Source organism: Bradyrhizobium sp. CCGE-LA001 (assembly GCF_000296215.2).
GTDB lineage: Bacteria > Pseudomonadota > Alphaproteobacteria > Rhizobiales > Xanthobacteraceae > Bradyrhizobium.
In genome coordinates this window covers 3,322,063-3,343,319 of sequence record NZ_CP013949.1, presented here as the reverse complement: position 1 = coordinate 3,343,319, position 21,257 = coordinate 3,322,063, and the positions used below count along the sequence as shown (strand labels likewise).

Below are 21,257 nucleotides of genomic sequence, written 5' to 3'. Positions count from 1 at the left end.
GGGCGGGACCTATTCAAGTCCCCGGGCACGACGCTCGTTCCTCGCACTTGTCACCCGCGCATGGTCGAGGCTTCAGACAATGCCCTGGAACCGGCTTGCCTGAGGTCGTCAAGAGAGGTCTGCCCTCTTGTCGCCGCTTCGAGAAGCTTCGCGGCCACGTGGGTTCTGGCGCCGATCTCGCAACGGGAGACGCTTGCGCAAACTTCCTCGAGCACGGCGCGCAAAAGCGCCGTCGTATCGGTGTCGAACATGCGGGCCCCCTCCAGCGGAAAGATCTCACACTAGAGCATCGGTGGCGGCGGGTGATTCAACATTGTTAATGATCGATCGACTTATTGATCGAATCTTGGCGAGGTCTGCTGCCTTCTCACGAGGAACATTGGAGACCGGTCAACGTCAATCTGCACCCGTCGATGATGCCCCATCAATCGGCGGATCATATCAAAGGTGAATGCCCCTCCTTTGCCATTTGGGTCAGAGTCGAGACAGGCGGCGGGGATCGGATGACTAATGCAAACCGGATTTGCCTTTTCCAAGCTCGCTGATCACCTGGCGAGTCTCGGTGACGTGACCACCGACGACCTCGATCTGCTGGCAAACATGCCGAGCACGATTGCGCACTTCAATTCACATCAGGCGATCCTGCGCCACGGCGACAACAGCCATCAATGCTGTCTTCTGCTCCAGGGCTATCTCTCGTGGCAGGATGCCCGGGGAACAGACGGGCAGATCACGTCGATCTCCGTACCCGGCGACATCGCGGACCTTCAGACAGTTTACCGGCCCCGCATCGAGGGTAACCTCATCGCGCTCGGTCCCGCCGTGGTCGCGCTGGTGCCACATCGCTTCTTTCGCGAACTATCGGCGCGCTCGCCCGCGATGTCGCGGACTCTGCTGCTGATGCTGCTTCGCGACCACGCGATACAGCGCAACTGGACCATAAACCTCGGTAGCCGGGACGCCTTGACGCGGGTGGCCCACCTGCTCTGTGAGATCACGACACGCCTGCAGAATGTCGGGCTCGCGAAGGATTTCAGATTGTCTTCGCCGTTCACCCAATCCGATGTCGCCGCGGCTTGCAGCATTTCCCCCGTCCATGCCAACCGAACCATCCAGGAACTGCGGCGCTGCAAGCTGCTGCAATGGCAGGGCAAGACTCTGGTGATTTCGGACTGGCCTGGATTGTGCCGAGTGGCCGGCTTCGATCCTGCCTACCTTGGTTACCGACCACGTGATCAAGAAAAGCGACCGCCGCAACCGGAATCGGCTAAAGACGACGTCGCGCTGGCCTGACGGTATTGCGACTTTTCGCTCGGGCTTCGTGCACTCTTTTCCAAGGCTTCGCGCACCTCCAGGATGACAGCGCCCCAATCACCGGCGATTTTTTGACGAAACAGCCGAAGGCTTGGATACCAAAGCGTACGACGCCCCGATGAAGGCCAGCGCCAGTCGCAATCGGCATGCAGCAGTACCCAGGCTTCGCATCCGAGTGCCCCCGCTAGGTGCGCGACCATCGTGTCGACGCAAATCACCAGATCAAGCTGGCAGAGAAGATGACCGAGAGCAGCGATGTCGGGCGTGCTGATGTCCCGAGCGCCGATCTGCGCGAGATCTTCAGCCGCCGCCTCTCTCTGGAGGGAATGAAGCACTGCGCCGGAAACGCCGAGACGCCGCAACAATGCTGGGGGGATGGCGCGCCGCTTGTCCCACTGACCGACCTCCCAGACCAGGCCGACGGCCAGCCCTTGGCGGTCAATCGGCGCAGACATGCCTCTCTGCGGCAATGTCAGATACGGGCCGCCCATCTCGATGTACTCTCTTCCCGCGCCGATCGCGTGCGGCACCTCCATGATTTCGATATCCACCTCAAAGTCGACTTGGGGCGCACCGTCATGCAGCGCGAGCGCGCGATCCACACCGGCCGTGCGCTCCACCAGCGGCAGCAATTCGGGCTGACACCAGACCGTGACGCTGCGCGCCATGCTGCGAAGTGGCTGCATGAAACGAAGGAACTGGATCGTGTCGCCGAGCCCATGATAGCATCGCACGAGTACGTGCCTGTTCGCGAGCGGCTCTCCGCGCCAGATCCGCTGGAGATGACGCGGACCGGTGTGCTTGGGCGGGTAATCCGCCGTTGCGAGATCGTGGTCGTTGATGGCCCAGGCGCGTGCAAAGTCGCCGGCTCGCATGGCCTCCACCCAGCCGTTCGTCACCTCCCGAGATCCGGCTATCGACGGACGAATTTGTGGAAGCGGCTCATCTCCCCGTCCTTGGTCCGGTCCTGATGCAGGAAGGCGATTCCAGCCTCGTCGAACTTGTCGAAGAACTCATCCCAGCCGATCCGGTCGAGTGCATCGTCCGGCGGATCGAAATCGATGCGCAGGATGCCGGCGTGTCCATCCTCTTCCGTCGCCTTGACTGTCGCGGGTTGCCCACCGCGCTCGTCAACCCATTTGCGGATCGCGGCGTGATCGGTCGTCTGCTGGGCTTCGCTGTTCTGCGTCGTGGACGTCATATGGCACCTCGCTTGTGCAGATCCGGCATAACCGGCGTGATTGCGGTGAAACGCGGGCCGCCAGTATTTGTTCTTCGCACGCTTCGGCCATGCCGGCAGCATCATCTTCTTCATCTTCATCCAGGATGATCTTCGTTCCGTTTGGCCGGCCACGGATTCTATCCCAGGTTAAGGCTGCTGCATTTTGTTGCCCTGAATCGATCTAGGTGCGGGCATAGCGGCTCCAGCACAGGAACGAACTTACCTTCCGGTACGTTCGCCGACCTACTTACGCTGACACCATGCGTCTTCCGGAGGTCTTCAATCCATGCACTCCCGTCTTCAGGACAGGCGCCGCGTCCGCGTCGGCATCGTCGGCGTCGGCAATTGCGCGAGCTCCCTCGTCCAGGGGCTCACCTACTATCGGAACGCCAAGTCGAACGAGCCCGTGCCCGGCCTGATGAACGTCGATCTCGGCGGGTATCACATTAGCGACATTCAGCTCGCGTCCGCATTCGACGTCAACGCGAGCAAGGTCGGACGCGATATCGCCGACGCCATCTTTGCCAAGCCGAACAACACGCATCGTTTTGCCGATGTCGAGCAAACCGGCGTGGTCGTTCAACGCGGTCCTGTCATGGACGGCATCGGGCACTATCTCGAAGACGATATTCCGGTGGCCGATGTCCCGGTGGCCGATGTCTCGGAGGCGCTAGCGATGTCACGGACCGACGTACTGGTATCCTACCTGCCCGTCGGCTCACAACGCGCCAGCGAATGGTACGCAGCACGCGCCATCGAAGCCGGCTGCGGCTTCGTCAATTGCATCCCCGTTTTCATCGCGTCGGATCCGGACTGGCGGCGAAGGTTCGAGGATGCAGGCCTTCCGATCATCGGCGACGACATCAAGAGCCAGGTCGGTGCGACCATCGTGCACCGCGTGCTGGCCAATCTGTTCCGCGATCGCGGCGTGCGGCTCGACCGCACCTACCAGCTCAACGTCGGCGGCAATACCGATTTCAAGAACATGCTCGAACGGGAGCGGCTGACCTCGAAGAAAATCTCCAAGACGCAGGCGGTCACCAGCCAGTTCGACATCCCCATCTCTTCCGACAACATCCATGTCGGGCCCAGCGATCACGTGCCCTGGCTGACCGACCGCAAGCTGGCCTTCATCCGGCTCGAAGGCACGACGTTCGGCGGCGTACCCCTGAGCGCCGAGGTCAAGCTCGAAGTGTGGGACTCCCCCAACTCGGCCGGCGTCGTGATCGACGCGGTCCGCTGCGCAAAGCTTGCCATGGACCGCTGCCAAGGGGGCGCTCTGACCGGTCCCTCCAGCTATTTCATGAAATCGCCGCCGCAGCAGTTCACCGACGAGGAGGCCGGTCGGCGGACGCGCGCCTTCATCGATGACAAGGCGTACACCTGATGGCGAGGATCATTCATCTCGTACGTCACGGCCACCACGCCCTGCTCGGCCGCACGCTATGCGGCCGGATGAATGGCATCACCCTCGACGAGATCGGCTGCGCGGAGATGGCGCGCTGTGCCGTGACCGTCAGCCCGCGACCGGCCTTGATCCAGTCGAGCCCGCAGCGGCGCTGCATGCAATCAGCCTGCATCCTGGCGGCTCACTTCGCACTGCCGATCGAGATCGTCCCCGCGCTTGACGAGCTCGATTACGGTGAATGGACCGGCCGGTCCTTCGAGGAGCTCAACGACGACCCACAATGGTCACGCTGGAACAGACGGCGCGGCAGCACCCGACCACCGGGCGGAGAGAGCATGCGCTCGCTCCAGAACCGCGTCGTCGACCATCTGAAGCAGCTCCGCAACGATCACTCCGCGGGTACCGTCATCGCCGTCAGTCATGCCGAGCCGATCCGGGCGGCCCTCTTGCACTACGCACGCATGCGACTCGACGATTTCCTCTCAATTGAGATCGACCCATCCAGCATCTCCACGCTCAGCGTGGACAACCGCGGGTTCAAGATTATGCGGATCAACCAGCGGGTGCCGGCGTGAAGATCGTCATTTTCGGCCTGACCATCTCCTCCTCCTGGGGCAACGGCCACGCGACGCTCTGGCGAGGCCTCTGCAAGCATCTGATGCGCCTCGGCCATACCGTCGTCTTCTACGAGCGTGATGTGCCCTATTATGCCGGCGCCCGCGACTTCGACGAGTTGCCGGGCGGCGCGCTGCGACTGTTTTCGAGTTGGGAGGAGACCCGCTCCCTCGCCCGCAGCGACGTCGGGGATGCCGATGTCGCGATCGTGACGTCCTATTGTCCCGACGCGATCGCGGCGACCGAAATGATCGTGTCCGAAGGGCGCGCCGTTCCCGTCTTCTATGATCTGGATACTCCGGTCACGCTGGCACGGCTCATGGCGAATGAAACCGTCCCCTATGTCGGGCCGCGAGGCCTACAAGATTTCGCACTCGTTCTTAGCTTCACTGGTGGACCACGCGTGACCCGAGAATTTCACGACAGGCTCGGCGCCCGCGATATCCGCCCCCTGTATGGCCATGTCGATAGCGACATTCATCGCCCGGTGCCGCCACAACCGCACTACCGCGCAGATCTGTCTTATCTCGGCACCTACTCCGAAGATCGCCAGCGCGGGCTTGAAGCGCTGTTCGTCGAACCGGCACGGGCGCGGCAGGACCTGCGCTTCCTGATCGCCGGGGCGCAATATCCTGACGACTTCCCATGGTCATCCAACATCTACTTCGTGCGGCATTTGCCGCCATCTGAGCATGCGCCGTTCTTTGCGTCCTCCCGCTTGACCCTCAACGTCACACGCAAGGCGATGGCGGACATGGGCTGGTGCCCGTCGGGCCGCCTGTTCGAAGCGGCCGCCTGTGGCGTCCCGCTCCTGAGCGACGACTGGCCGGGAATCGAAGAGTTCTTCGCGCCCGGCAGGGAGATCTTGATCGCGCGCGACGCAGAGGACACGTTGGCCGCATTGGCGATGTCGAACGTCGAGCTTCAATCCGTCGCGAGGTCTGCCTATGAGCGGACCATGGATCAGCACACATCCGACAAGCGCGCGTGCGAGCTGGTGTCGCTGCTCGAACAGGCGGCATCCAGCGGTGCGCACCGCCCGCAATCCGCGGAGGCCTGATCATGTGGGGCATCGTTCCGGCCGCGGGCCGCGGCAGTCGCATCCAACCGCTGGCGTTCTCCAAGGAGCTGCTGCCCGTCGGCAGCCGGCGCGACGACGGCACGGAGCGCCCTTGTGCGGTCTCCGAATATCTGCTGGAGCGGCTGATCCTCGGCGGCGCGGACAAGATCTGCTTCGTCATTTCGCCGGGGAAATCCGACATTCTGGAGTATTTCGGCGATCATTACGGCAGCGCTCAGCTCGCTTATGTCGTGCAGCCCAACGCATCGGGACTGTGCGACGCCGTCTTCCGGGCCAGCACCGTTGTCGGCCATGACGAAGACGTCATGGTCGGCCTGCCCGATACCGTCTGGTTTCCAAAGGCCGCCTTGCAGGCCCTGCCCGATGCCGACCTGTCGTTCCTGCTCTTCCCGGTCGAGCGCCCGGAATTCTTCGATGCCGTGGTTCTCGATGGCGACAGCGTGCGCGAGATCCAGGTGAAGCAGCCGACTCCAACCTCGCGATGGATCTGGGGCGCATTCAGGATGTCGGCCAACGGCTTCCGCGACTTGCACGCGCTCTGGAACGCACGAGAGCGGCGAGACGAGTACTTCGGAACTCTGGTCAACGCCTATCTCCAGGCCGGCGGCCTCGGCATCGGAGTCAAGGCGGGCGAATCTTATGTCGATGTAGGCACCGTCGATGGCTACCGCACGGCGATGGCACTTCTGGCCGACAGCACCGGCACCGACGGCCGCTCGAGGTTGCGCGCCGGCACCTACTCGGATGGAGCTCAACCGGTCCCCGCAATGGACAATGGAGCGACGGCATGACGAGAGCGCTGCTTACGCGCGAGGAAATTCGCAGGCGCGTCGAAGCGCTCGGGCCATGGTTTCACAATCTCGACCTGAATGGCGTGCCGACCGCGCCTAGCCACTTCCTCGGCGACTATCCCAACGTGAAATGGCGTCGTTTCTCCGGAATCATACCGGACCGTCTCGAAGGCAAGACCGTGCTCGATATCGGCTGCAACGCCGGTTTCTATGCCATGGAGATGAAGCGGCGCGGCGCCGAGCGCGTGCTTGGCCTCGACAACGACGAAGAGTACCTGGCGCAGGCGCGTTTCGCTGCCGACGTGAAGGGCCTCAGGGTCGAATTCCGCAAGATGTCGGCCTATGATGTCGGGCAGCTCCGCGAGAAGTTCGATCTGGTGATCTTCATGGGCGTGCTCTACCACCTGCGTCATCCGCTTCTGGCACTGGATCTCATCCACGAGCACGTCGCCAAGGACCTGCTGCTGTTTCAGTCGATGCAGCGCGGCGACAGCCATGTCGACGCGATCGAGAACAACTACGATTTCTGGACCACCGACCAGTTCGATTCCGCTGGCTATCCCAAGCTTCACTTCATCGAGCACAAATATGCCGACGACCCCACCAATTGGTGGGTACCGAACCGGGCCTGCGTCGAGGCCATGCTGCGCAGCGCCGGCTTTGCGATCAGCGCGCATCCGGAAGAGGAAGTCTATCTCTGCAGGCGAACGGAGCGGCCTCAAGTCGATGGCCCCGTCTATCCATCCCGGAGCACGAGCTGATGATCGAGGCGGCCAAGATTTGGAACGAGCCGAACAACAAGTCGCACTGGGATCTCCTGATCGATCCGGATTGGGCCATGTTCGCCGATCTCGCGATCGCCGCTGGCAAGGCGATCCGCAGCACGCGCCCCGCATTGCCAATCGTCCTCGGCGGCATCTCGCCGATCGATCCATCCTTCATACGTAACATGCAGCGCCGCGGCGTGCTCGACCATTTTGATGCGGTCGCCGTGCATGGCTTTCCGATCGACTGGAATTTATGGCAGATCGGTGAATGGCCGGCCAAGCTCGAGGAAATCAAGGCGGTCACCACCCTGCCCGTCTGGGTGACGGAGGTCGGTGTCTCCTCGTTCGGCGCCGAAGAGATGCAAGCCTGGGGGCTCTCGCGCACCGCCGAGCTCCTGATCGGCCGTGCCCCGCGCATTCATTGGTACAGCCTCTATGACCTTCCATCCGCCTGGGAAGCAACGACACGGCACAAGGAAGCCGAAGGCTCATCTTATTACCGGCATTTCCACATGGGCCTTCTGCGCGAGGACGGCACGCCGAAGGCGGCCGCCGATCTATTCGGCGCATATGCGCCGGCCATGGGACTGTGCCAGTGGTTCCACTTCGAGGATCATCGCCTGGACGACGCGGTGCAGTGGATGCGTCGTCTCGGCGTGACCCATCTCAGGACGGGTCTGTCATGGGCCGACAGCTTCCGCCCTAATGCACTCGCCTGGTTCGACCGCCAGATGGAGGCGCTGGCGGAATTTCAGGTCACGGTGACGTTCTGCTTCACGCCCGAGCACCGGGGCATCGAGCCGCATCACACCAGCCCGCCGCTCGACGTCAACGAATTCGCCGATTTCTGTGCATCGATGGTCGATCGCTACTGCACGAAGACCGGTGTTGCATCCGCCGGCACGTCAGCCGATCCCCCCATCAGGGAGCCGACATGCGTGCCCTGATTCTCGTGATGGACTCGGTCGGCATCGGCGGCGCGCCCGATGCCGCACGCTATGGCGATGATGGCGCCGACACGGTCGGTCACATCGCGGAGGCCTGCGCGGCCCGCCGCGCCAACAGCGCCGCGCGCGAGGGTCCGCTTCGGTTGCCCAATCTTGTCGCGCTCGGCCTTGGGGAGGCCTGCCGACTCGCAAGCGGGCGCGTACCGCCGGGGCTGGACGGTGAGGTCGAGCACCGGCGATTTGGCTGCGCAAGCGAGATCTCGAGGGGCAAGGACACCCCATCAGGCCACTGGGAGATCTCCGGCGTACCGGTCCCGTTCGACTGGGGCTATTTTCCCCGAACGACGCCCTGCTTCCCCGCCGGCCTGACGAACGCCTTCTGCGAGCAAGCCGGATTACCCGGGATTCTCGGAGATTGCCACGCCTCCGGCACGGAGATCATCGCCGAGTTCGGCGAGCGCCACATGCGAACGGGAATGCCGATCTGCTACACCTCGGCCGACAGCGTGTTTCAGATTGCCGCGCATGAGGAGACATTCGGGCTCGAACGTCTGTACGAGATTTGCACAATCGCAAGGCGGCTGATTGATCCCCTCAACATCGGCCGCGTCATTGCCCGGCCATTCGTCGGTACAGATGCGAGTGACTTCAAGCGCACCGCACATCGGCGTGACTATTCGGTGCCGCCGCCCGGGCAAACCATCCTGGATCTTGCTGCAAACGCCGGTCGTGACATCGTGACGATCGGCAAGATCGACGACATCTTCGCCCATCGCGCGACCGGACGGAACATGCGCGGTGACGGCAACATGGCGCTCTTCGATGCTTCGCTCAAGGGGCTAGAGAGCCTTGCGAATGGTGGATTGCTCTTCGCCAACTTCATCGACTTCGACACGCTCTACGGCCATCGCCGCGATGTCGCCGGCTACGCCGCGGCACTCGAAGCCTTTGATGATCGACTTCCCGAATTGTTATGCCGCCTGCGGAGCGATGATCTTCTCATCATCACCGCCGATCATGGCTGCGATCCCACCTGGAGCGGCACCGATCACACCCGCGAGCAGGTGCCGATCCTGGTCTGGATGGCGCAGTCGTCTTTTCCGATCGGCCGTCGCGCCGGCTTTGCCGATATCGGCGCGACGGTAGCGAAGCATCTGGATCTGCCAGAGCTGTTGCACGGCGCGTACTTCTAGCGGGCAACAAGCTGGCGGATTCACCTGGGTTATTGATCCAGGTTAGAGAAATATTCGTTTGTACAGTTTGGAGGAACGAACATTCCTTGCATCGCTTCTGACTCCAAACGTGACTGGCGTGCAGGTCGTCCGACCAGACAGTAAGGCGCGCTTCACCAGACATCATCGATCGATCCCGAACGGACCGATCTCAAGGTTGCACGGAGCGCTGAATGACGCGGGCATTGATCACGGGGGGCGCAGGCTTCATCGGTTCTCATGCGGCAGATGTACTGCTTGCGGCTGGCTACGAGGTCCGGCTGCTCGATAATCTTTCGCCGCAGGTCCACGGAGGTAACCGTCAGCGCCCCTCCTATCTCGCCGACGAGGCCGAGCTCGTCGTCGGCGACGTTACCGACAGCGCTGCGGTCGAACACGCCTTGCGCGGGGCAGACATGGTCCTGCATCTGGCTTCCGCCGTCGGCGTCGGTCAGAGCATGTACGACATCGAGCCTTACGTGCGGACCAACGAACTCGGTACGGCAGTGCTCCTCCAGGCGCTGGCAAAGCGCCCGGTCGAACGGCTGGTGGTCGCCTCCTCCATGAGCATTTATGGCGAAGGTCTCTATCGCAGCCCCGATCAAAGCGTCGTCGCCTGCGACGAACGTTCGATCGAGCAGCTGCGCAGAGGGGAATGGGAGCTGCACGACAGTGCAGGACATCCACTCGTCCCCGTGCCCACGCCGGAGACCAAGCTGCCGTCGCTCAGCTCAGTCTATGCATTGAACAAGTTTGCGCAGGAGCGCATGTGCCTGATCACGGGCAAGGCCTACGGCATCCCGACCGTGGCGCTGCGCTTCTTCAACGTGTTCGGTCCCCGTCAGGCTCTGTCGAATCCCTATACCGGCGTGCTCGCGATCTTCGCTGCGCGGCTGCTCAATGGCCGGCCGCCGCTCGTGTTCGAGGACGGCGAGCAACGGCGCGACTTCGTTCACGTGCACGACGTCGCCCGCGCCTGCCGCATCGCGCTGGAAGCCGAGCACACGCAAGACGTCTTCAACGTCGGCTCGGGCCAGAGCCGCACCATCCTCTCCGTGGCCCAGGACCTCGCCGAGGTCATGGGTCGCAGCGACATCGCGCCCGAGATCACGCGCAAATACCGCGCCGGCGACATCAGGCACTGCTTCGCAGACATCGGCAAATCGCGCGACCTGCTCGGGTTCGAGCCGCACGTCGCTTTCAAGGACGGCCTGGAGGAGCTCGCGGACTATCTCGCAGACCAGATCGCCGACGACCAGGCCGAGCGGGCGACCCAGGAGCTGCTGCAACGAGGATTGGTTGCGTGATGAACGAGCGAGACAACAGGCCTGTCCTGATCACCGGCGGTTGCGGCTTCATCGGTTGCAATCTTGCCGACCGGCTGGCGCAGCGCGGCGAGCGCGTACTTGTGTTGGACAATCTGGCCCGCGCCGGCGTGCGCGAGAACGCGCAATGGCTGAAATCCAGGCATGGCGACCTCATCACCATCGCGGTGGCCGACATTCGCGAACCGATCCCGGTGATCGATGCCGTGCGTGAGGCGCGCGCGGTGCTGCACTTGGCAGCACAGGTCGCCGTCACCGACAGCGTGAGTGAGCCCGCCGCCGATTTCGAGATCAACGCACGCGGCACCCTGAACGTGCTCGAAGCCGTTCGGCTGCACAACAGCACCGCTCCGATCGTGTTCGCCTCCACCAACAAGGTCTATGGCCGCCTGATCGAGGACAGCGACATCGCGCTCACCGGCCGCCGTTATACGCCCACAAGCGACTTGTTGGCCGACGGCATCTCCGAAAACGCTCCGCTCGACTTCTACAGCCCCTACGGCTGCTCCAAGGGGACCGCGGACCAGTACGTCCACGACTATGCCCGGGTCTATGGTCTCCAGACCGTGGTGATGCGCATGAGCTGCATCTACGGACCGCGCCAGTTCGGAACTGAAGACCAAGGCTGGATCGCACATTTCCTGCTGAGTGCAATTCGAAACAAGCCACTGACGATTTACGGCGACGGCTATCAAGTCCGCGACGCACTGCATGTATCGGATGCGGCCTCCGCCTGGCTCACAGTGCTCGACCGGATCGCGCTCGCACGCGGGCGCGTGTTCAATCTCGGCGGCGGGCCTGCCAATGCGGTCAGCCTCCGGGAACTCATCGACCGCATTACCGAATTGACTGGTCACCAGGTCACGTACGACTTTGCTGATTGGCGTCCGGGCGATCAGCCCTGGTACGTCACCGACACCCGAGCGCTGTCGACCGCCCTCGGATGGGCACCGCAGGTCTCGATCGCCGACGGACTTCGTTCACTCCACGCCTGGCTCGACACCCGCTTCGGCACAGCTCAAAGCAATCGCGAGGCCCTGGCATGACGCGCGTCGCCCTGATCAATCCGAATTGGGATTTTGGCGGCAGCATCTATTTCGGCTGCCGGTCTCCCCACCTTCCGCTCGAGCTTGGAATCTCGGAACATTATCTGAAGGCGGCCGGGCACCAGACGCTGCTGCTCGATGCGCATATGTTCGATCTGTCCCTCCGGGACATCGAGGCCGAGCTGCGCGCATTCCAGCCCGACCTGATCGTCCTCACGACCGCACCGACCTACCTGTTCTGGCGCTGCGCACCGCCGGAGCTGCGCGTGCCACAGGAGCTTGCTCTGGCCATGCGGGATCTCGCTCCGGTCCTGGTCGCGGTCGGGCCGCACGGCTCGACGACGCCACGAGCGGCCCTCAGGAAGCTTGCGGTCGACATCATCGTGATGGGCGAATGTGAAGCGTCCCTGCTGCGGCTCGCGAACGGCGAGCGGGACTTTCCTGGGCTCTGCTTTACGGACGGCGCCGCGATCCGGGTCAATGGCGGCCCGCAGGCCGTCGACTTCAGGGATCAACCGGCGCTCGACTGGCCGGACGAGATGATCCGGCGGCATCATCACCACCACCACCGGTTCGAGGCCGAGCCAGTGGGCCCTGGCGCGGAGGTGGAGGCATCGCGGGGATGTCCCTACAATTGTACGTTCTGCGCCAAGGAGAATTTCCGCAACGCCTACCGCAAGCGGCCACCCGCAGTCATTCTCGACGAGATCGATCGGCTGCGGGGCCAAGGGGTCGAATACGTCTACTTCATCGACGAGATCTTCTTGCCGAACCCGGAGCTCCTGGAAGGGCTGAGCACGCGCGGCCTCAAATTCGGTGTGCAGACGCGCATCGATCTCTGGAAGCCGGACATGCTCGCGCTGCTCGGCCGCGCCGGCTGTGTCTCGATCGAGGCCGGCGTCGAGAGCCTCACTGAGGAGGGACGGGCGGCGCTGGCCAAGAATTGCAGGATGACCACCGACCAACTCGCCGACCGGCTGGTCGAAGCCCGCCGCCACGTTCCCTTCGTGCAGGCCAATCTGATCGAGGTCGCCGAGGACGATGATCCCGTGGTGCAGCGCTGGCGTCGCAAGATGCAGGATGCCGGCATCTGGGCCAACGACCCCGTCCCGCTCTATCCCTATCCCGGCTCGCCTGACTATCGAAAGCTGTGGGGCGAGGTCGACGATTTCGCCTGGGAGCGCGCGCATCGGCACTATCTTGGCATGTTCGACCGATTCAGCGACGTGCAGAACGAACGGCCGATCCCGCTCGATGCCCTCGAACATCCGGTGGCGCCATGACCCGCAGCTCCGACATCAGGGTCTTGATGACGACCGACACGGTCGGCGGCGTGTGGACTTATTCCTGTGCCCTCGCCTCAAGCCTTGCCGCTTCGGGGGCCGAGGTCACTCTTGCGACAATGGGGCCGCCCGCCCGCGTCGACCAGCGCGAGATGCTGCGCGGCTCCGGTGTACGCCTTTTCGAAACCGACCTCGCTCTGGAATGGCAGGACCCGGAAGGGCGCGATCTCCTCAAGGCCGAACGAATGCTCGCCAGCCTCGAAGCACGGTTCAGTCCGGACATCGTCCACCTCAATAGTTTCCGGGAGGCGACCTTGTCGTGGCGTGCGCCGACCGTTCTGGTGGCGCACTCCTGCGTCAACTCATGGGCATTGGCCTGCCGGGATACGGCCTGGCTCAACGAGCCTCGGTGGGCACGCTATACCGAACGAGTGGCCGCGGCGCTCGACAGCGCGCAGGCCTGGGTCTGCCCGAGCCAGTCCTTCCACGATGACGTCGTGGGACTCTATCACCCCCGGTCGCCGGGCGCCGTGATCTGGAACGGGATTGCTCCTGGGGACCTTCCAAGTCGAAAGCGGGAGATGATCTTCGCGGCAGGCCGACTGTGGGATCGAGCCAAGAATATCGGGGTGCTGGCTGCGGCTGCACCGGGACTGGCTTGGCCGGTTCAAGTGGCTGGCCCCGCCGATGCAGATTCGTCCGCAGGCGTCACCTGGCTTGGTCAATTGCCGCACAGCGAGGTGCGCGGACATCTCCAGCACGCCGCGATTTTCGTAAGCCCGGCGCTGTACGAGCCGTTCGGCCTCTCCGTCTTGGAAGCAGCTGCCGCCGGCTGCGCGCTCGTGCTATCGGATATCCCGACGTCCCGGGAATTGTGGAACGATGCCGCCCTGTTCGTCGATCCCGACGACAGTCAGGCGTTGCACCAGGTCCTCGCCGAGCTTTGCGCCGATCGCACCAGAAGGCCGCGCCTGCAACGCGCAGCCTACGAGCATGCCCTGACCTATTCGCTGGCGCGCACGACGAGCGCCTATCGGAAGCTCTACGAAGGACTGCTCGCGTCCACCCGCTTTTCACCACAAGCCGGCCAGATCGAGGTGCGCGCATGAAATGCGTCCTGTTCTATCACGCATTCACCTCCTGCTGGAACAACGGTAACGCCCACTTCCTGCGCGGCTACGCCCGCGCGCTGCATGCGCTCGGTCACGAGGTCGTCGTGTTCGAGCCCATCGACGGCTGGAGCCGGTTGAATGCCATCCGCGAGAGCGGCAGTCAGGCCCTGCAAGACATCGGCCAGCTATTCCCGGGCATCTGCATTCGGCGCTACGACACATCGCTCGATCTCGACGAAGCGCTCGATGGCGCCGATCTCGTCGTCGTGCATGAATGGAATTCGCCTGATGTGATCGCGCAGATCGGGGACAAGCGCGCGCACGGCGCTCCCTTCACACTGCTGTTCCACGATACCCATCACCGCGCGGTCACCGCGCCGGCTGAGCTTGCACAGTTCGATCTCGACGCCTTCGACGGCGTGCTCGCCTTCGGCGAGGTGCTTCGCCAGATCTACATGAAGCTCGGCTGGGCCGATCGGGCCTATACCTGGCACGAGGCGGCCGACGTCACCTTGTACCACCCGCTGCCGAATGTCGAACCTACCGAGGATCTGGTCTGGATCGGCAATTGGGGCGACGGTGAACGCGGCGCCGAGCTGGGCGAGTTCCTGGTCGAACCCGTTGCCGAGCTGAAGTTGCGCGCGAGCGTCTATGGCGTTCGCTACTCCGATGACGCCATCCGGACCATCCAGGCCGCAGGCATCCGCCATAGTGGCTGGCTGCCAGCGCACTGGGCGCCGGTCGCGTTCGCCAGCGCTCGCGCGACCGTCCACGTGCCGCGCGGCCCCTATGTGCGGTCGCTTCCGGGAATCCCCACCATCCGTGTGTTCGAGGCGCTCGCCTGCGGCATTCCCCTGGTATCGGCTCCCTGGTCCGATGACGAAGGCATGTTCCCGGACGGCGCCTATCTCAAGGCAGCCGATGGCACGGAGATGAAGCGCGCGCTCCGCGCCGTCCTCGACGATCGGGAGCTGTCTTCCGCGATGGTGGAGACCGGCCTCCGGACCGTCCGGGAGCGCCATACCTGCCGCCATCGCGCACAACAGCTTGTGGACATTGTCGAGGCCATTCGCGGCTCCGATCGCTCGTCACAGCCTCTGCATATTGCCGGAGCCTCCGCATGAAGATCTGCTTCTTCGGATCCAGCCTCGTCTCGTCCTACTGGAACGGTGCCGCCACCTATTATCGCGGCATGCTCAAGCAGATTGCGGCGCTCGGACACGACATCACGTTCTTCGAGCCCGACGCCTTCGAGCGGCAGGCCCATCGCGACATCGCCGATCCCGACTGGTCCAGGGTCGTCGTCTACCCCGCGACCGCCGACGGCTGGCGCAGTTCGCTCGATGCAGCCGCGCACTCGGCCGACATGCTGATCAAGGCCAGCGGCGTCGGCGTCTTCGACGAGGAGCTGGAGATGGCGGTTGCCGCTTTGCCCTCCCGAACCATGCGCATCTACTGGGATGTCGATGCTCCCGCCACGCTCGAAGCCATGGCGAGCGATCCCGCGCATCATCTGCGGCGCGCGATTCCGTCCTACGACACGGTCCTGACCTATGGCGGCGGCGATGGGGTCGTCTCGGCCTACCGTGCCATGGGCGCACGCGACTGCGTGCCGATCTACAACGCGCTCGATCCCGAGACGCATTTTCCATCACCGCCCAAGCCGGACTTCAGCTGCGATCTCAGCCTGCTGGCCAATCGCCTGCCCGATCGCGAGCAGCGCGTCGAGCATTTCTTCCTCGACGTCGCGCGGCAATTGCCGGACAAGGCGTTCGTTCTCGGCGGCTCCGGCTGGGAGACCAAGGACACCGCGAGGAACATCCGTAAGGTCGGGCATGTTGGCACCGGCGAGCACAACGCATTTTTCGGCTCCGGCCTGGCCACGCTCAACGTCAATCGCGACAGCATGGCCCGCTACGGCTTCTCGCCGCCGACGCGGGTGTTCGAGGCGATCGGCGCAGGCGCCTGCCTGATTACCGACCAATGGGACGGCATCGACCATTTCCTCGAGCCCGATGGCGAAGTGCTGGTGGCCGCCAATGGAGCCGCCGTGGCCAATCATCTCGGCGCCCTCAGCATCGACCGCGCCGCCGCGATCGCCGGCCGTGCCCGCGCGCGCATTCTGAGCCAACACACCTACCGGCACCGCGCCCGTCAGTTCAATGATCTCTTCGTCGGAAGCAGCTCGCGCATCGAGGCAGCAGAATGAACCTGAGCATTGTCGTCGTCGGTCTTTCGGTCACGTCTTCATGGGGCAATGGTCACGCCACGACCTATCGCGCCCTGATCGAAGCCCTCGCGCGACGAGGCCACAAAATCACGTTCCTGGAACGTGATGTCGCCTGGTATCGCGAGCATCGCGATCTGACCACGCCGTCGTCGTGGACTGTCGAGCTTTATCAGTCACTGACGGATATGCCTCATCGCTTCGGCAAGTTGATCCGAGAGGCTGATCTCGTCATCATCGGCTCCTATGTGCCCGATGGCATCGCCATCTCCGAATGGATCACGAGCCAGGCGCGGGGAATTACCGCCTTCTACGACATCGACACGCCGGTGACGCTGGCGAAGCTCGACCAGGGCCTCGACTATTTGTCCGCCGCGATGATCCCGCGTTTCGACCTCTATCTGTCCTTCGCCGGCGGTCCTGTCCCCGGCATGATCGAAGCGCAGTACGGCAGCCCGATGGCACGTGTTCTCTATTGCAGCGCCGACACCGATACTTACAAGCCGCAGCAGGCGCGGACCAAATGGTCGCTGGGCTATCTCGGTACCTATAGCGAGGACCGGCAGCCCGTCCTTGAACAATTGTTGCTGTCGCCAGCGCGTAAGCTGCCGTCGGAGCAGTTCGCCGTCGCTGGGGCGCAATACCCCGCTCATATCGCCTGGCCCGGCAATGTCATGCGGATCGAGCACATCGCGCCGAAGCAACATCCGATGTTCTACGCGGAGCAGCGCTTCGCCCTGAATGCGACCCGCGCCGACATGCGCGCTTTGGGCTTCTCGCCGAGCGTGCGGCTGTTCGAAGCCGCCGCGTGCGGCACGCCGGTAATCTCCGATCGATGGCCTGGGATCGAGACCATTTTCGAGCCGTCGCGGGAAATCCTGCTGGCCTCGAGCCCGCGCGACGTCATCGAGATCCTGCGCGACATGCCTGAGGACCGCCGGCGCGCGATCGCGGAGAACGCGCGCCGACGTGTCCTCGCCGATCACACCGCCGACCATCGGGCTCGCCAGCTCGAACGTTATTACGCCGAAGCAACTGCGCGCCGCCGCCGCAAACCGGCCCGGCTTCCCGCCGCCCGACCGGTGCAAGTCGCCGAACTCTGAGAGAGCTTTGCCATGACACTCCAGACCCGCATCCCCACTCTTCGCCGCTCGCCGAGCGTGCTCATCGCCGGCGGGGCCGGCTTCATCGGCTCGCATCTCTGCGATTCGCTCCTGCAACGCGGCAACAGGGTGATTTGCCTGGACAACCTGTTCACGGGCAGCGTCGACAATATCAGGCCGCTGCTGAACCACCCGAACTTCCGTTTCATCGAGCACGACGTGCGCGACGAGATCGAGGTCGAGGACGAGATCGACCGCATCTACAGTCTCGCCTGCCCCGCGTCGCCCCGCCATTACCAGAAGGATCCGGTCGGCACGATGAAGACATGCGTGCTCGGCACCATCAACATGCTCGAGCTCGCCCGCCGGAAAGGCGCTCGCGTCCTGCAAGCCTCGACAAGCGAGGTCTACGGCGATCCGGAGGTACATCCACAGCCGGAATCCTATCTCGGCAACGTCAATCCGATCGGGCCGCGGGCCTGCTACGACGAGGGCAAGCGCGCCGCCGAGACGCTGATGTTCGACTATCAGCGCACGCACGGGACCGAGATCAAGGTCGCGCGCATCTTCAACACCTACGGCCCGCGCATGCTGGAGAACGACGGCCGCGTCGTCTCCAATTTCATCGTGCAGGCGCTGCGCGGAGAGCCGATCACGATTTATGGCGGCGGCACGCAGACCCGGAGTTTCTGCTTCGTCGACGATCTCGTGCGGGGCCTTCAGCTGCTGATGGAAAGTCCGGCCTCGGTGACCGGCCCCTGCAATCTCGGCAATCCCCACGAGGTTACGATCGAGACTATAGCTCGGGAGGTGCTCACATACACCGAGTCCGCGTCCACGCTTCGCTTCGAGGCACTGCCGAAGGACGACCCGAAGCGCCGCAAGCCCGTCATCGACACGGCCACCCGGCTGCTGGGATGGCGCCCGCGCGTGGCGCTGAGGGATGGTCTTCAGGCTACGATCGCCTATTTCTCGTTGCGCATCGCGGGTGAGTCACCGACCCTGGTGCCCGCCACTGCGTCGCGCCGGACGGGGCACACGGCACGAAGCCAGTTGAAGGTCACTCATCTGGGTGGATGACCTCGTGCCGACAGGGCACCGGCGAGATGGTCACACCTCCGCATTCTCGCGGCGCTTTTCGCCCGAGCTTTGCTTGATCGCTCCACCCTCAAAACCCAAGAGGGCGCAGGGAAGGCCGGGTGCCGGCGGCACCCGCGGTCCGCTGCGCAAAAGGCACACGCAGAAAACCGCACAGCAGCATACAGGTGAAGCCCAACACACGGCCTTCCCTGCGCGATGGTCGGACGGCTTATGCCGCGCTCTCCCGGGAGCCGAGTTCCTTCTGGCCTCCCTCCCCCTCACGGAATTCACCGTCCCCGCGCCGGTTGACGCTAGTGCCGCATCCGCAAGAGCTTGACCGTAGCAACGACGGCCAGGACCACACGGTTTTGCCGTACGCACGGTTCGTTGGCGCCACAGGGTCCGACGGCGTTGTGCACCTTGCCCTCGGAATATGACGCGACGAACCTGACAGCGCCGCTCGTCCACGCGATGCGAAGGGCTCACGGAGAGCAATCCGCCCTGCCCTTGGCTTTCGCGCACGACGCTGCTGCGTCCACCGCAAGCCCGGCTCTGCGATCACACGACAACATGACCGCCCCTCAAGGGTGAGCCGGGATGGACATCACATACGCCGTTTCCGAATTTCGGTAAAGTGGAATATTTTTTCGGCGGCGCATTGACATTGGAGCGAAACAGGCCGAGACCGCACCTGATATGCGTCAGCACGAATGCAGATTTTCGCGGCCGAGCAGCTGCGGGATATCAGGCCGACTCGGACTTCAGACGCTTCTGGAAGAATGCGATAATCTCGTCCCGGGCTGCGAGCGTGGGCTGACCGGCCTCGTCGACGAGATCGACCGTGACGACGCTGTGGGGCGTTTTGACGAACTGCGCAAAGAACGGCGGCCTGGGTCCGGTATTCGCGGCCGTGTCAGGCAGGACGCGAGCAATGAAGCGATCGCCGAGCGCGGCCTGATAGGCGGCAAACCGTTCGGCGCGGCAGAATGAATCACCTGCAAACCGGTAGGCAAGAACGGTCAGGTCTTCCCGTTCGAGCCGTGAGCGGATCTGCGACAGTTCGTCGGCAGAGCTCTCGATGCCGCCGGGATTGTCGAGCGGCAAGGACGGCTGCGACACCACTGGAGCCAGCACGGCCTGATCCAGCATCATGTTCAGCGCGAAATTGCCGGTGAAGCACATGCCGATGGCCCCGACGCCCGGCCCGCCGCTCTCGCCATGGGCGAGCCTGGCAAGCGCCCGCAACCAGTTCGATACAGGGCTCGACGCGCCGCCGCCAAGCGCGCGAAATTCAGCGCTGACGCAGGCGCGCTTGAAAACGCCGGCCGCAGTTTCCGCGTCGGGAACATCGCCGTCCGCTCCGAACAAGGACGGCATGTAGACGCGGAAGCCGGCGTCGCGAACCCAGCGGGCGAAACGCGCAACATGCGGGCTGATGCCCGGCATTTCCGTCATGACGATGACCGCGGGTCCCTCGCCCGCGACGTAGACCGGCTTCGTCGCGCTCTCCAGCGAGACGATCCGCCGGTTGAAATCAGAGAGATCATCAGGCTTCAGCAGCGCATCGCTCATGTCGTCCTCCGGAAAAGATTGCGCGAACGGTATTTCCCGGGCATTGATTTCGACAAGTGTCATAAATGACATTAATCAGGTCGATTTTGCCATGCCGCTCATTGACGTTCTGGTCCTGGAAGGCGCCTCTGCGGCCAGTGTCGCCATTACCTTCGAACTGATCGATGTGGCCAACCGCATTCGTGCAAGAGCCGGACGGCCACCGTGCTTCGACGTGAGAGTTTCCGGCTCCGGGGCAAGGTGGGCAACGCAGCTTGCAAGACTGCCCTCGAAAGCAAACGCCAACAGACCGGCAGACGTGGTGATCGTCCCCGGGCTGGCCTGGATGGATGAAGACCTCGTTCGCGAAGGATTGCAGCGGCGGGATGCCGAAACGGCGAGGAAGGCGCTCCGGGCAGCCTTCCGATCCGGAGCCGAGATCGCCAGCTCCTGCTCGGCGGTCTTCCTGGTTGCGAGCGCCGGGCTGCTGGACGGCCGTCGGGCAACCACGACGTGGTGGCTCGGACCTCTGTTTCGGCAGCTGTTTCCGAGAGTGACGCTCGACACGGATGCGATGGTGCTGACCGATCGTCGCATGGCAACGGCCGGCGCGGCGATGGCTCAGCTCGACCTGATGCTCTCGATCATTGCCCGTCATGCCGGACCTGACCTGGCGGACAGCTGCGCCCGGTTCCTCCTGCTCGACCGGCGGCAATCGCAATCCCGCTACATGGCGCTATCCTTCCTCACCGCCTCGGACGATCGCGTGTCACGCGCGGAACGCTGGGCGCGGGCGCGACTGCACCGGGCCTTCACGATCTCGGAACTCGCAAAGGCCGCGGGCCTGGGTGCGCGCACTTTTGCGCGCCGGTGCGAGCGCGCCACCGGACTTTCGCCGGTGAGATTTCTCCAGAAGCTGCGCGTCGACAAGGCGATGGAGCTTCTGGAGACCACACGTCTCGGCCTCGACGACATCGCGGAGAAGGTCGGCTATGCCGACCCCTCCACGCTTCGCAGGCTGTTGCATCGAGAGAAGACGCCCGGTGCGCGGGCCGTGCGGGCCGGTCGCAAACGTGACAATGGCGCCGTGGCCTTGACGCATGGAGCACGGCGAGATGCAACGCGCAGGCGGCTTCCGGCCAGCGCCAACGGTACGGGCTCAAGCGGAGTCTGA

Annotated in this window: 21 protein-coding genes; 17 read left to right on the top strand and 4 right to left on the bottom strand. The window is 63.8% G+C overall.

The features are described from left to right. Positions 1-50 precede the first annotated feature (50 nt). Positions 51-251 (bottom strand): hypothetical protein, encoded by a 201-nt coding sequence (locus BCCGELA001_RS15275; RefSeq protein ID WP_008553144.1) that lies wholly within the window; start codon positions 249-251, stop codon positions 51-53. A 259-nt stretch (positions 252-510) separates the two neighbouring features. Here BCCGELA001_RS15275 and BCCGELA001_RS15270 point away from each other — a divergent pair, with 259 nt between their 5' ends. Then, entirely contained in the window at positions 511-1,293 is a 783-nt protein-coding gene (locus BCCGELA001_RS15270) for a Crp/Fnr family transcriptional regulator (RefSeq protein ID WP_008553145.1), read from the top strand. Here BCCGELA001_RS15270 and BCCGELA001_RS15265 read toward each other — a convergent pair. Then, on the bottom strand, positions 1,236-2,213 hold the full coding sequence (locus BCCGELA001_RS15265; protein ID WP_008553146.1) for a hypothetical protein: 978 nt from the start codon (positions 2,211-2,213) through the stop codon (positions 1,236-1,238). The two genes, BCCGELA001_RS15270 and BCCGELA001_RS15265, sit on opposite strands and share 58 nt — an antisense overlap. Before the next feature lie 14 nt (positions 2,214-2,227). Beyond that, on the bottom strand, positions 2,228-2,515 hold the full coding sequence (locus BCCGELA001_RS15260) for a hypothetical protein (protein WP_060737662.1): 288 nt from the start codon (positions 2,513-2,515) through the stop codon (positions 2,228-2,230). Positions 2,516-2,822: 307 nt separating this feature from the next. Here BCCGELA001_RS15260 and BCCGELA001_RS15255 point away from each other — a divergent pair, with 307 nt between their 5' ends. From BCCGELA001_RS15255 to BCCGELA001_RS15185, 15 genes are all read left to right on the top strand, one after another. Beyond that, positions 2,823-3,923, top strand: coding sequence for an inositol-3-phosphate synthase (locus tag BCCGELA001_RS15255; protein ID WP_060735694.1), 1,101 nt, complete (start codon positions 2,823-2,825; stop codon positions 3,921-3,923). Continuing rightward, entirely contained in the window at positions 3,923-4,519 is a 597-nt protein-coding gene (locus BCCGELA001_RS15250; RefSeq protein ID WP_008553157.1) for a histidine phosphatase family protein, read from the top strand. Before BCCGELA001_RS15255 ends, BCCGELA001_RS15250 begins: the two co-directional genes overlap by 1 nt. After that, positions 4,516-5,619, top strand: a complete 1,104-nt coding sequence (locus tag BCCGELA001_RS15245; RefSeq protein WP_060735693.1) for a CgeB family protein — start codon at positions 4,516-4,518, stop codon at positions 5,617-5,619. Before BCCGELA001_RS15250 ends, BCCGELA001_RS15245 begins: the two co-directional genes overlap by 4 nt. 2 nt (positions 5,620-5,621) lie before the next feature. Further along, positions 5,622-6,431 (top strand): sugar phosphate nucleotidyltransferase, encoded by an 810-nt coding sequence (locus BCCGELA001_RS15240; protein WP_008553166.1) that lies wholly within the window; start codon positions 5,622-5,624, stop codon positions 6,429-6,431. Then, a complete protein-coding gene (locus tag BCCGELA001_RS15235) occupies positions 6,428-7,192 on the top strand; it encodes a TIGR04290 family methyltransferase (protein ID WP_008553168.1) in 765 nt (254 codons plus the stop codon). Before BCCGELA001_RS15240 ends, BCCGELA001_RS15235 begins: the two co-directional genes overlap by 4 nt. After that, entirely contained in the window at positions 7,192-8,145 is a 954-nt protein-coding gene (locus BCCGELA001_RS15230; RefSeq protein WP_008553170.1) for a transglycosylase, read from the top strand. Before BCCGELA001_RS15235 ends, BCCGELA001_RS15230 begins: the two co-directional genes overlap by 1 nt. Further along, positions 8,133-9,338: a phosphopentomutase gene (locus tag BCCGELA001_RS15225; RefSeq protein WP_008553171.1), complete on the top strand. Its 1,206-nt coding sequence runs from the start codon at positions 8,133-8,135 to the stop codon at positions 9,336-9,338. The genes BCCGELA001_RS15230 and BCCGELA001_RS15225 overlap by 13 nt, the downstream gene beginning before the upstream one ends. A gap of 212 nt (positions 9,339-9,550) precedes the next feature. After that, positions 9,551-10,663, top strand: coding sequence for an NAD-dependent epimerase/dehydratase family protein (locus tag BCCGELA001_RS15220; protein WP_060735692.1), 1,113 nt, complete (start codon positions 9,551-9,553; stop codon positions 10,661-10,663). Further along, complete coding sequence (locus tag BCCGELA001_RS15215; protein WP_008553177.1) at positions 10,663-11,727, top strand: NAD-dependent epimerase/dehydratase family protein; 1,065 nt, start codon at positions 10,663-10,665, stop codon at positions 11,725-11,727. The genes BCCGELA001_RS15220 and BCCGELA001_RS15215 overlap by 1 nt, the downstream gene beginning before the upstream one ends. Then, positions 11,724-13,010 carry a TIGR04295 family B12-binding domain-containing radical SAM protein gene (locus tag BCCGELA001_RS15210; protein ID WP_060735691.1) on the top strand — a complete coding sequence of 429 codons (1,287 nt, stop codon included), beginning with the start codon at positions 11,724-11,726 and terminating at the stop codon, positions 13,008-13,010. The genes BCCGELA001_RS15215 and BCCGELA001_RS15210 overlap by 4 nt, the downstream gene beginning before the upstream one ends. Then, entirely contained in the window at positions 13,007-14,119 is a 1,113-nt protein-coding gene (locus BCCGELA001_RS15205; protein WP_008553183.1) for a glycosyltransferase family 4 protein, read from the top strand. The genes BCCGELA001_RS15210 and BCCGELA001_RS15205 overlap by 4 nt, the downstream gene beginning before the upstream one ends. Beyond that, positions 14,116-15,246, top strand: coding sequence for a CgeB family protein (locus BCCGELA001_RS15200; protein ID WP_008553184.1), 1,131 nt, complete (start codon positions 14,116-14,118; stop codon positions 15,244-15,246). Before BCCGELA001_RS15205 ends, BCCGELA001_RS15200 begins: the two co-directional genes overlap by 4 nt. Beyond that, positions 15,243-16,331 carry a CgeB family protein gene (locus tag BCCGELA001_RS15195; protein ID WP_008553185.1) on the top strand — a complete coding sequence of 363 codons (1,089 nt, stop codon included), beginning with the start codon at positions 15,243-15,245 and terminating at the stop codon, positions 16,329-16,331. The genes BCCGELA001_RS15200 and BCCGELA001_RS15195 overlap by 4 nt, the downstream gene beginning before the upstream one ends. Continuing rightward, the gene (locus BCCGELA001_RS15190; RefSeq protein ID WP_008553186.1) at positions 16,328-17,452 is read left to right on the top strand and encodes a CgeB family protein; all 1,125 of its coding nucleotides are present in this window, start codon (positions 16,328-16,330) and stop codon (positions 17,450-17,452) included. The genes BCCGELA001_RS15195 and BCCGELA001_RS15190 overlap by 4 nt, the downstream gene beginning before the upstream one ends. 12 nt (positions 17,453-17,464) lie before the next feature. After that, the gene (locus BCCGELA001_RS15185) at positions 17,465-18,532 is read left to right on the top strand and encodes a UDP-glucuronic acid decarboxylase family protein (RefSeq protein WP_060735690.1); all 1,068 of its coding nucleotides are present in this window, start codon (positions 17,465-17,467) and stop codon (positions 18,530-18,532) included. Positions 18,533-19,276: 744 nt separating this feature from the next. Here BCCGELA001_RS15185 and BCCGELA001_RS15180 read toward each other — a convergent pair. Next, the gene (locus BCCGELA001_RS15180; protein WP_060735689.1) at positions 19,277-20,104 is read right to left on the bottom strand and encodes a dienelactone hydrolase family protein; all 828 of its coding nucleotides are present in this window, start codon (positions 20,102-20,104) and stop codon (positions 19,277-19,279) included. Between BCCGELA001_RS15180 and BCCGELA001_RS15175 the strand changes: the two genes are divergently transcribed. Beyond that, a complete protein-coding gene (locus BCCGELA001_RS15175) occupies positions 20,103-21,257 on the top strand; it encodes a GlxA family transcriptional regulator (protein WP_083543346.1) in 1,155 nt (384 codons plus the stop codon). The two genes, BCCGELA001_RS15180 and BCCGELA001_RS15175, sit on opposite strands and share 2 nt — an antisense overlap.

Excerpts from the sequence above, each read along its gene's own strand:
- BCCGELA001_RS15275 (WP_008553144.1), bottom strand. The coding sequence starts at position 251 with ATGTTCGACACCGATACGACGGCGCTTTTGCGCGCCGTGCTCGAGGAA.
- BCCGELA001_RS15270 (WP_008553145.1), top strand. The coding sequence starts at position 511 with ATGCAAACCGGATTTGCCTTTTCCAAGCTCGCTGATCACCTGGCGAGT.
- BCCGELA001_RS15260 (WP_060737662.1), bottom strand. The coding sequence starts at position 2,515 with ATGACGTCCACGACGCAGAACAGCGAAGCCCAGCAGACGACCGATCAC.
- BCCGELA001_RS15255 (WP_060735694.1), top strand. The coding sequence starts at position 2,823 with ATGCACTCCCGTCTTCAGGACAGGCGCCGCGTCCGCGTCGGCATCGTC.
- BCCGELA001_RS15250 (WP_008553157.1), top strand. The coding sequence starts at position 3,923 with ATGGCGAGGATCATTCATCTCGTACGTCACGGCCACCACGCCCTGCTC.
- BCCGELA001_RS15240 (WP_008553166.1), top strand. The coding sequence starts at position 5,622 with ATGTGGGGCATCGTTCCGGCCGCGGGCCGCGGCAGTCGCATCCAACCG.
- BCCGELA001_RS15235 (WP_008553168.1), top strand. The coding sequence starts at position 6,428 with ATGACGAGAGCGCTGCTTACGCGCGAGGAAATTCGCAGGCGCGTCGAA.
- BCCGELA001_RS15230 (WP_008553170.1), top strand. The coding sequence starts at position 7,192 with ATGATCGAGGCGGCCAAGATTTGGAACGAGCCGAACAACAAGTCGCAC.
- BCCGELA001_RS15225 (WP_008553171.1), top strand. The coding sequence starts at position 8,133 with ATGCGTGCCCTGATTCTCGTGATGGACTCGGTCGGCATCGGCGGCGCG.
- BCCGELA001_RS15220 (WP_060735692.1), top strand. The coding sequence starts at position 9,551 with ATGACGCGGGCATTGATCACGGGGGGCGCAGGCTTCATCGGTTCTCAT.
- BCCGELA001_RS15215 (WP_008553177.1), top strand. The coding sequence starts at position 10,663 with ATGAACGAGCGAGACAACAGGCCTGTCCTGATCACCGGCGGTTGCGGC.
- BCCGELA001_RS15210 (WP_060735691.1), top strand. The coding sequence starts at position 11,724 with ATGACGCGCGTCGCCCTGATCAATCCGAATTGGGATTTTGGCGGCAGC.
- BCCGELA001_RS15205 (WP_008553183.1), top strand. The coding sequence starts at position 13,007 with ATGACCCGCAGCTCCGACATCAGGGTCTTGATGACGACCGACACGGTC.
- BCCGELA001_RS15200 (WP_008553184.1), top strand. The coding sequence starts at position 14,116 with ATGAAATGCGTCCTGTTCTATCACGCATTCACCTCCTGCTGGAACAAC.
- BCCGELA001_RS15195 (WP_008553185.1), top strand. The coding sequence starts at position 15,243 with ATGAAGATCTGCTTCTTCGGATCCAGCCTCGTCTCGTCCTACTGGAAC.
- BCCGELA001_RS15190 (WP_008553186.1), top strand. The coding sequence starts at position 16,328 with ATGAACCTGAGCATTGTCGTCGTCGGTCTTTCGGTCACGTCTTCATGG.
- BCCGELA001_RS15185 (WP_060735690.1), top strand. The coding sequence starts at position 17,465 with ATGACACTCCAGACCCGCATCCCCACTCTTCGCCGCTCGCCGAGCGTG.
- BCCGELA001_RS15175 (WP_083543346.1), top strand. The coding sequence starts at position 20,103 with ATGTCGTCCTCCGGAAAAGATTGCGCGAACGGTATTTCCCGGGCATTG.
- BCCGELA001_RS15180 (WP_060735689.1), bottom strand. The coding sequence starts at position 20,104 with ATGAGCGATGCGCTGCTGAAGCCTGATGATCTCTCTGATTTCAACCGG.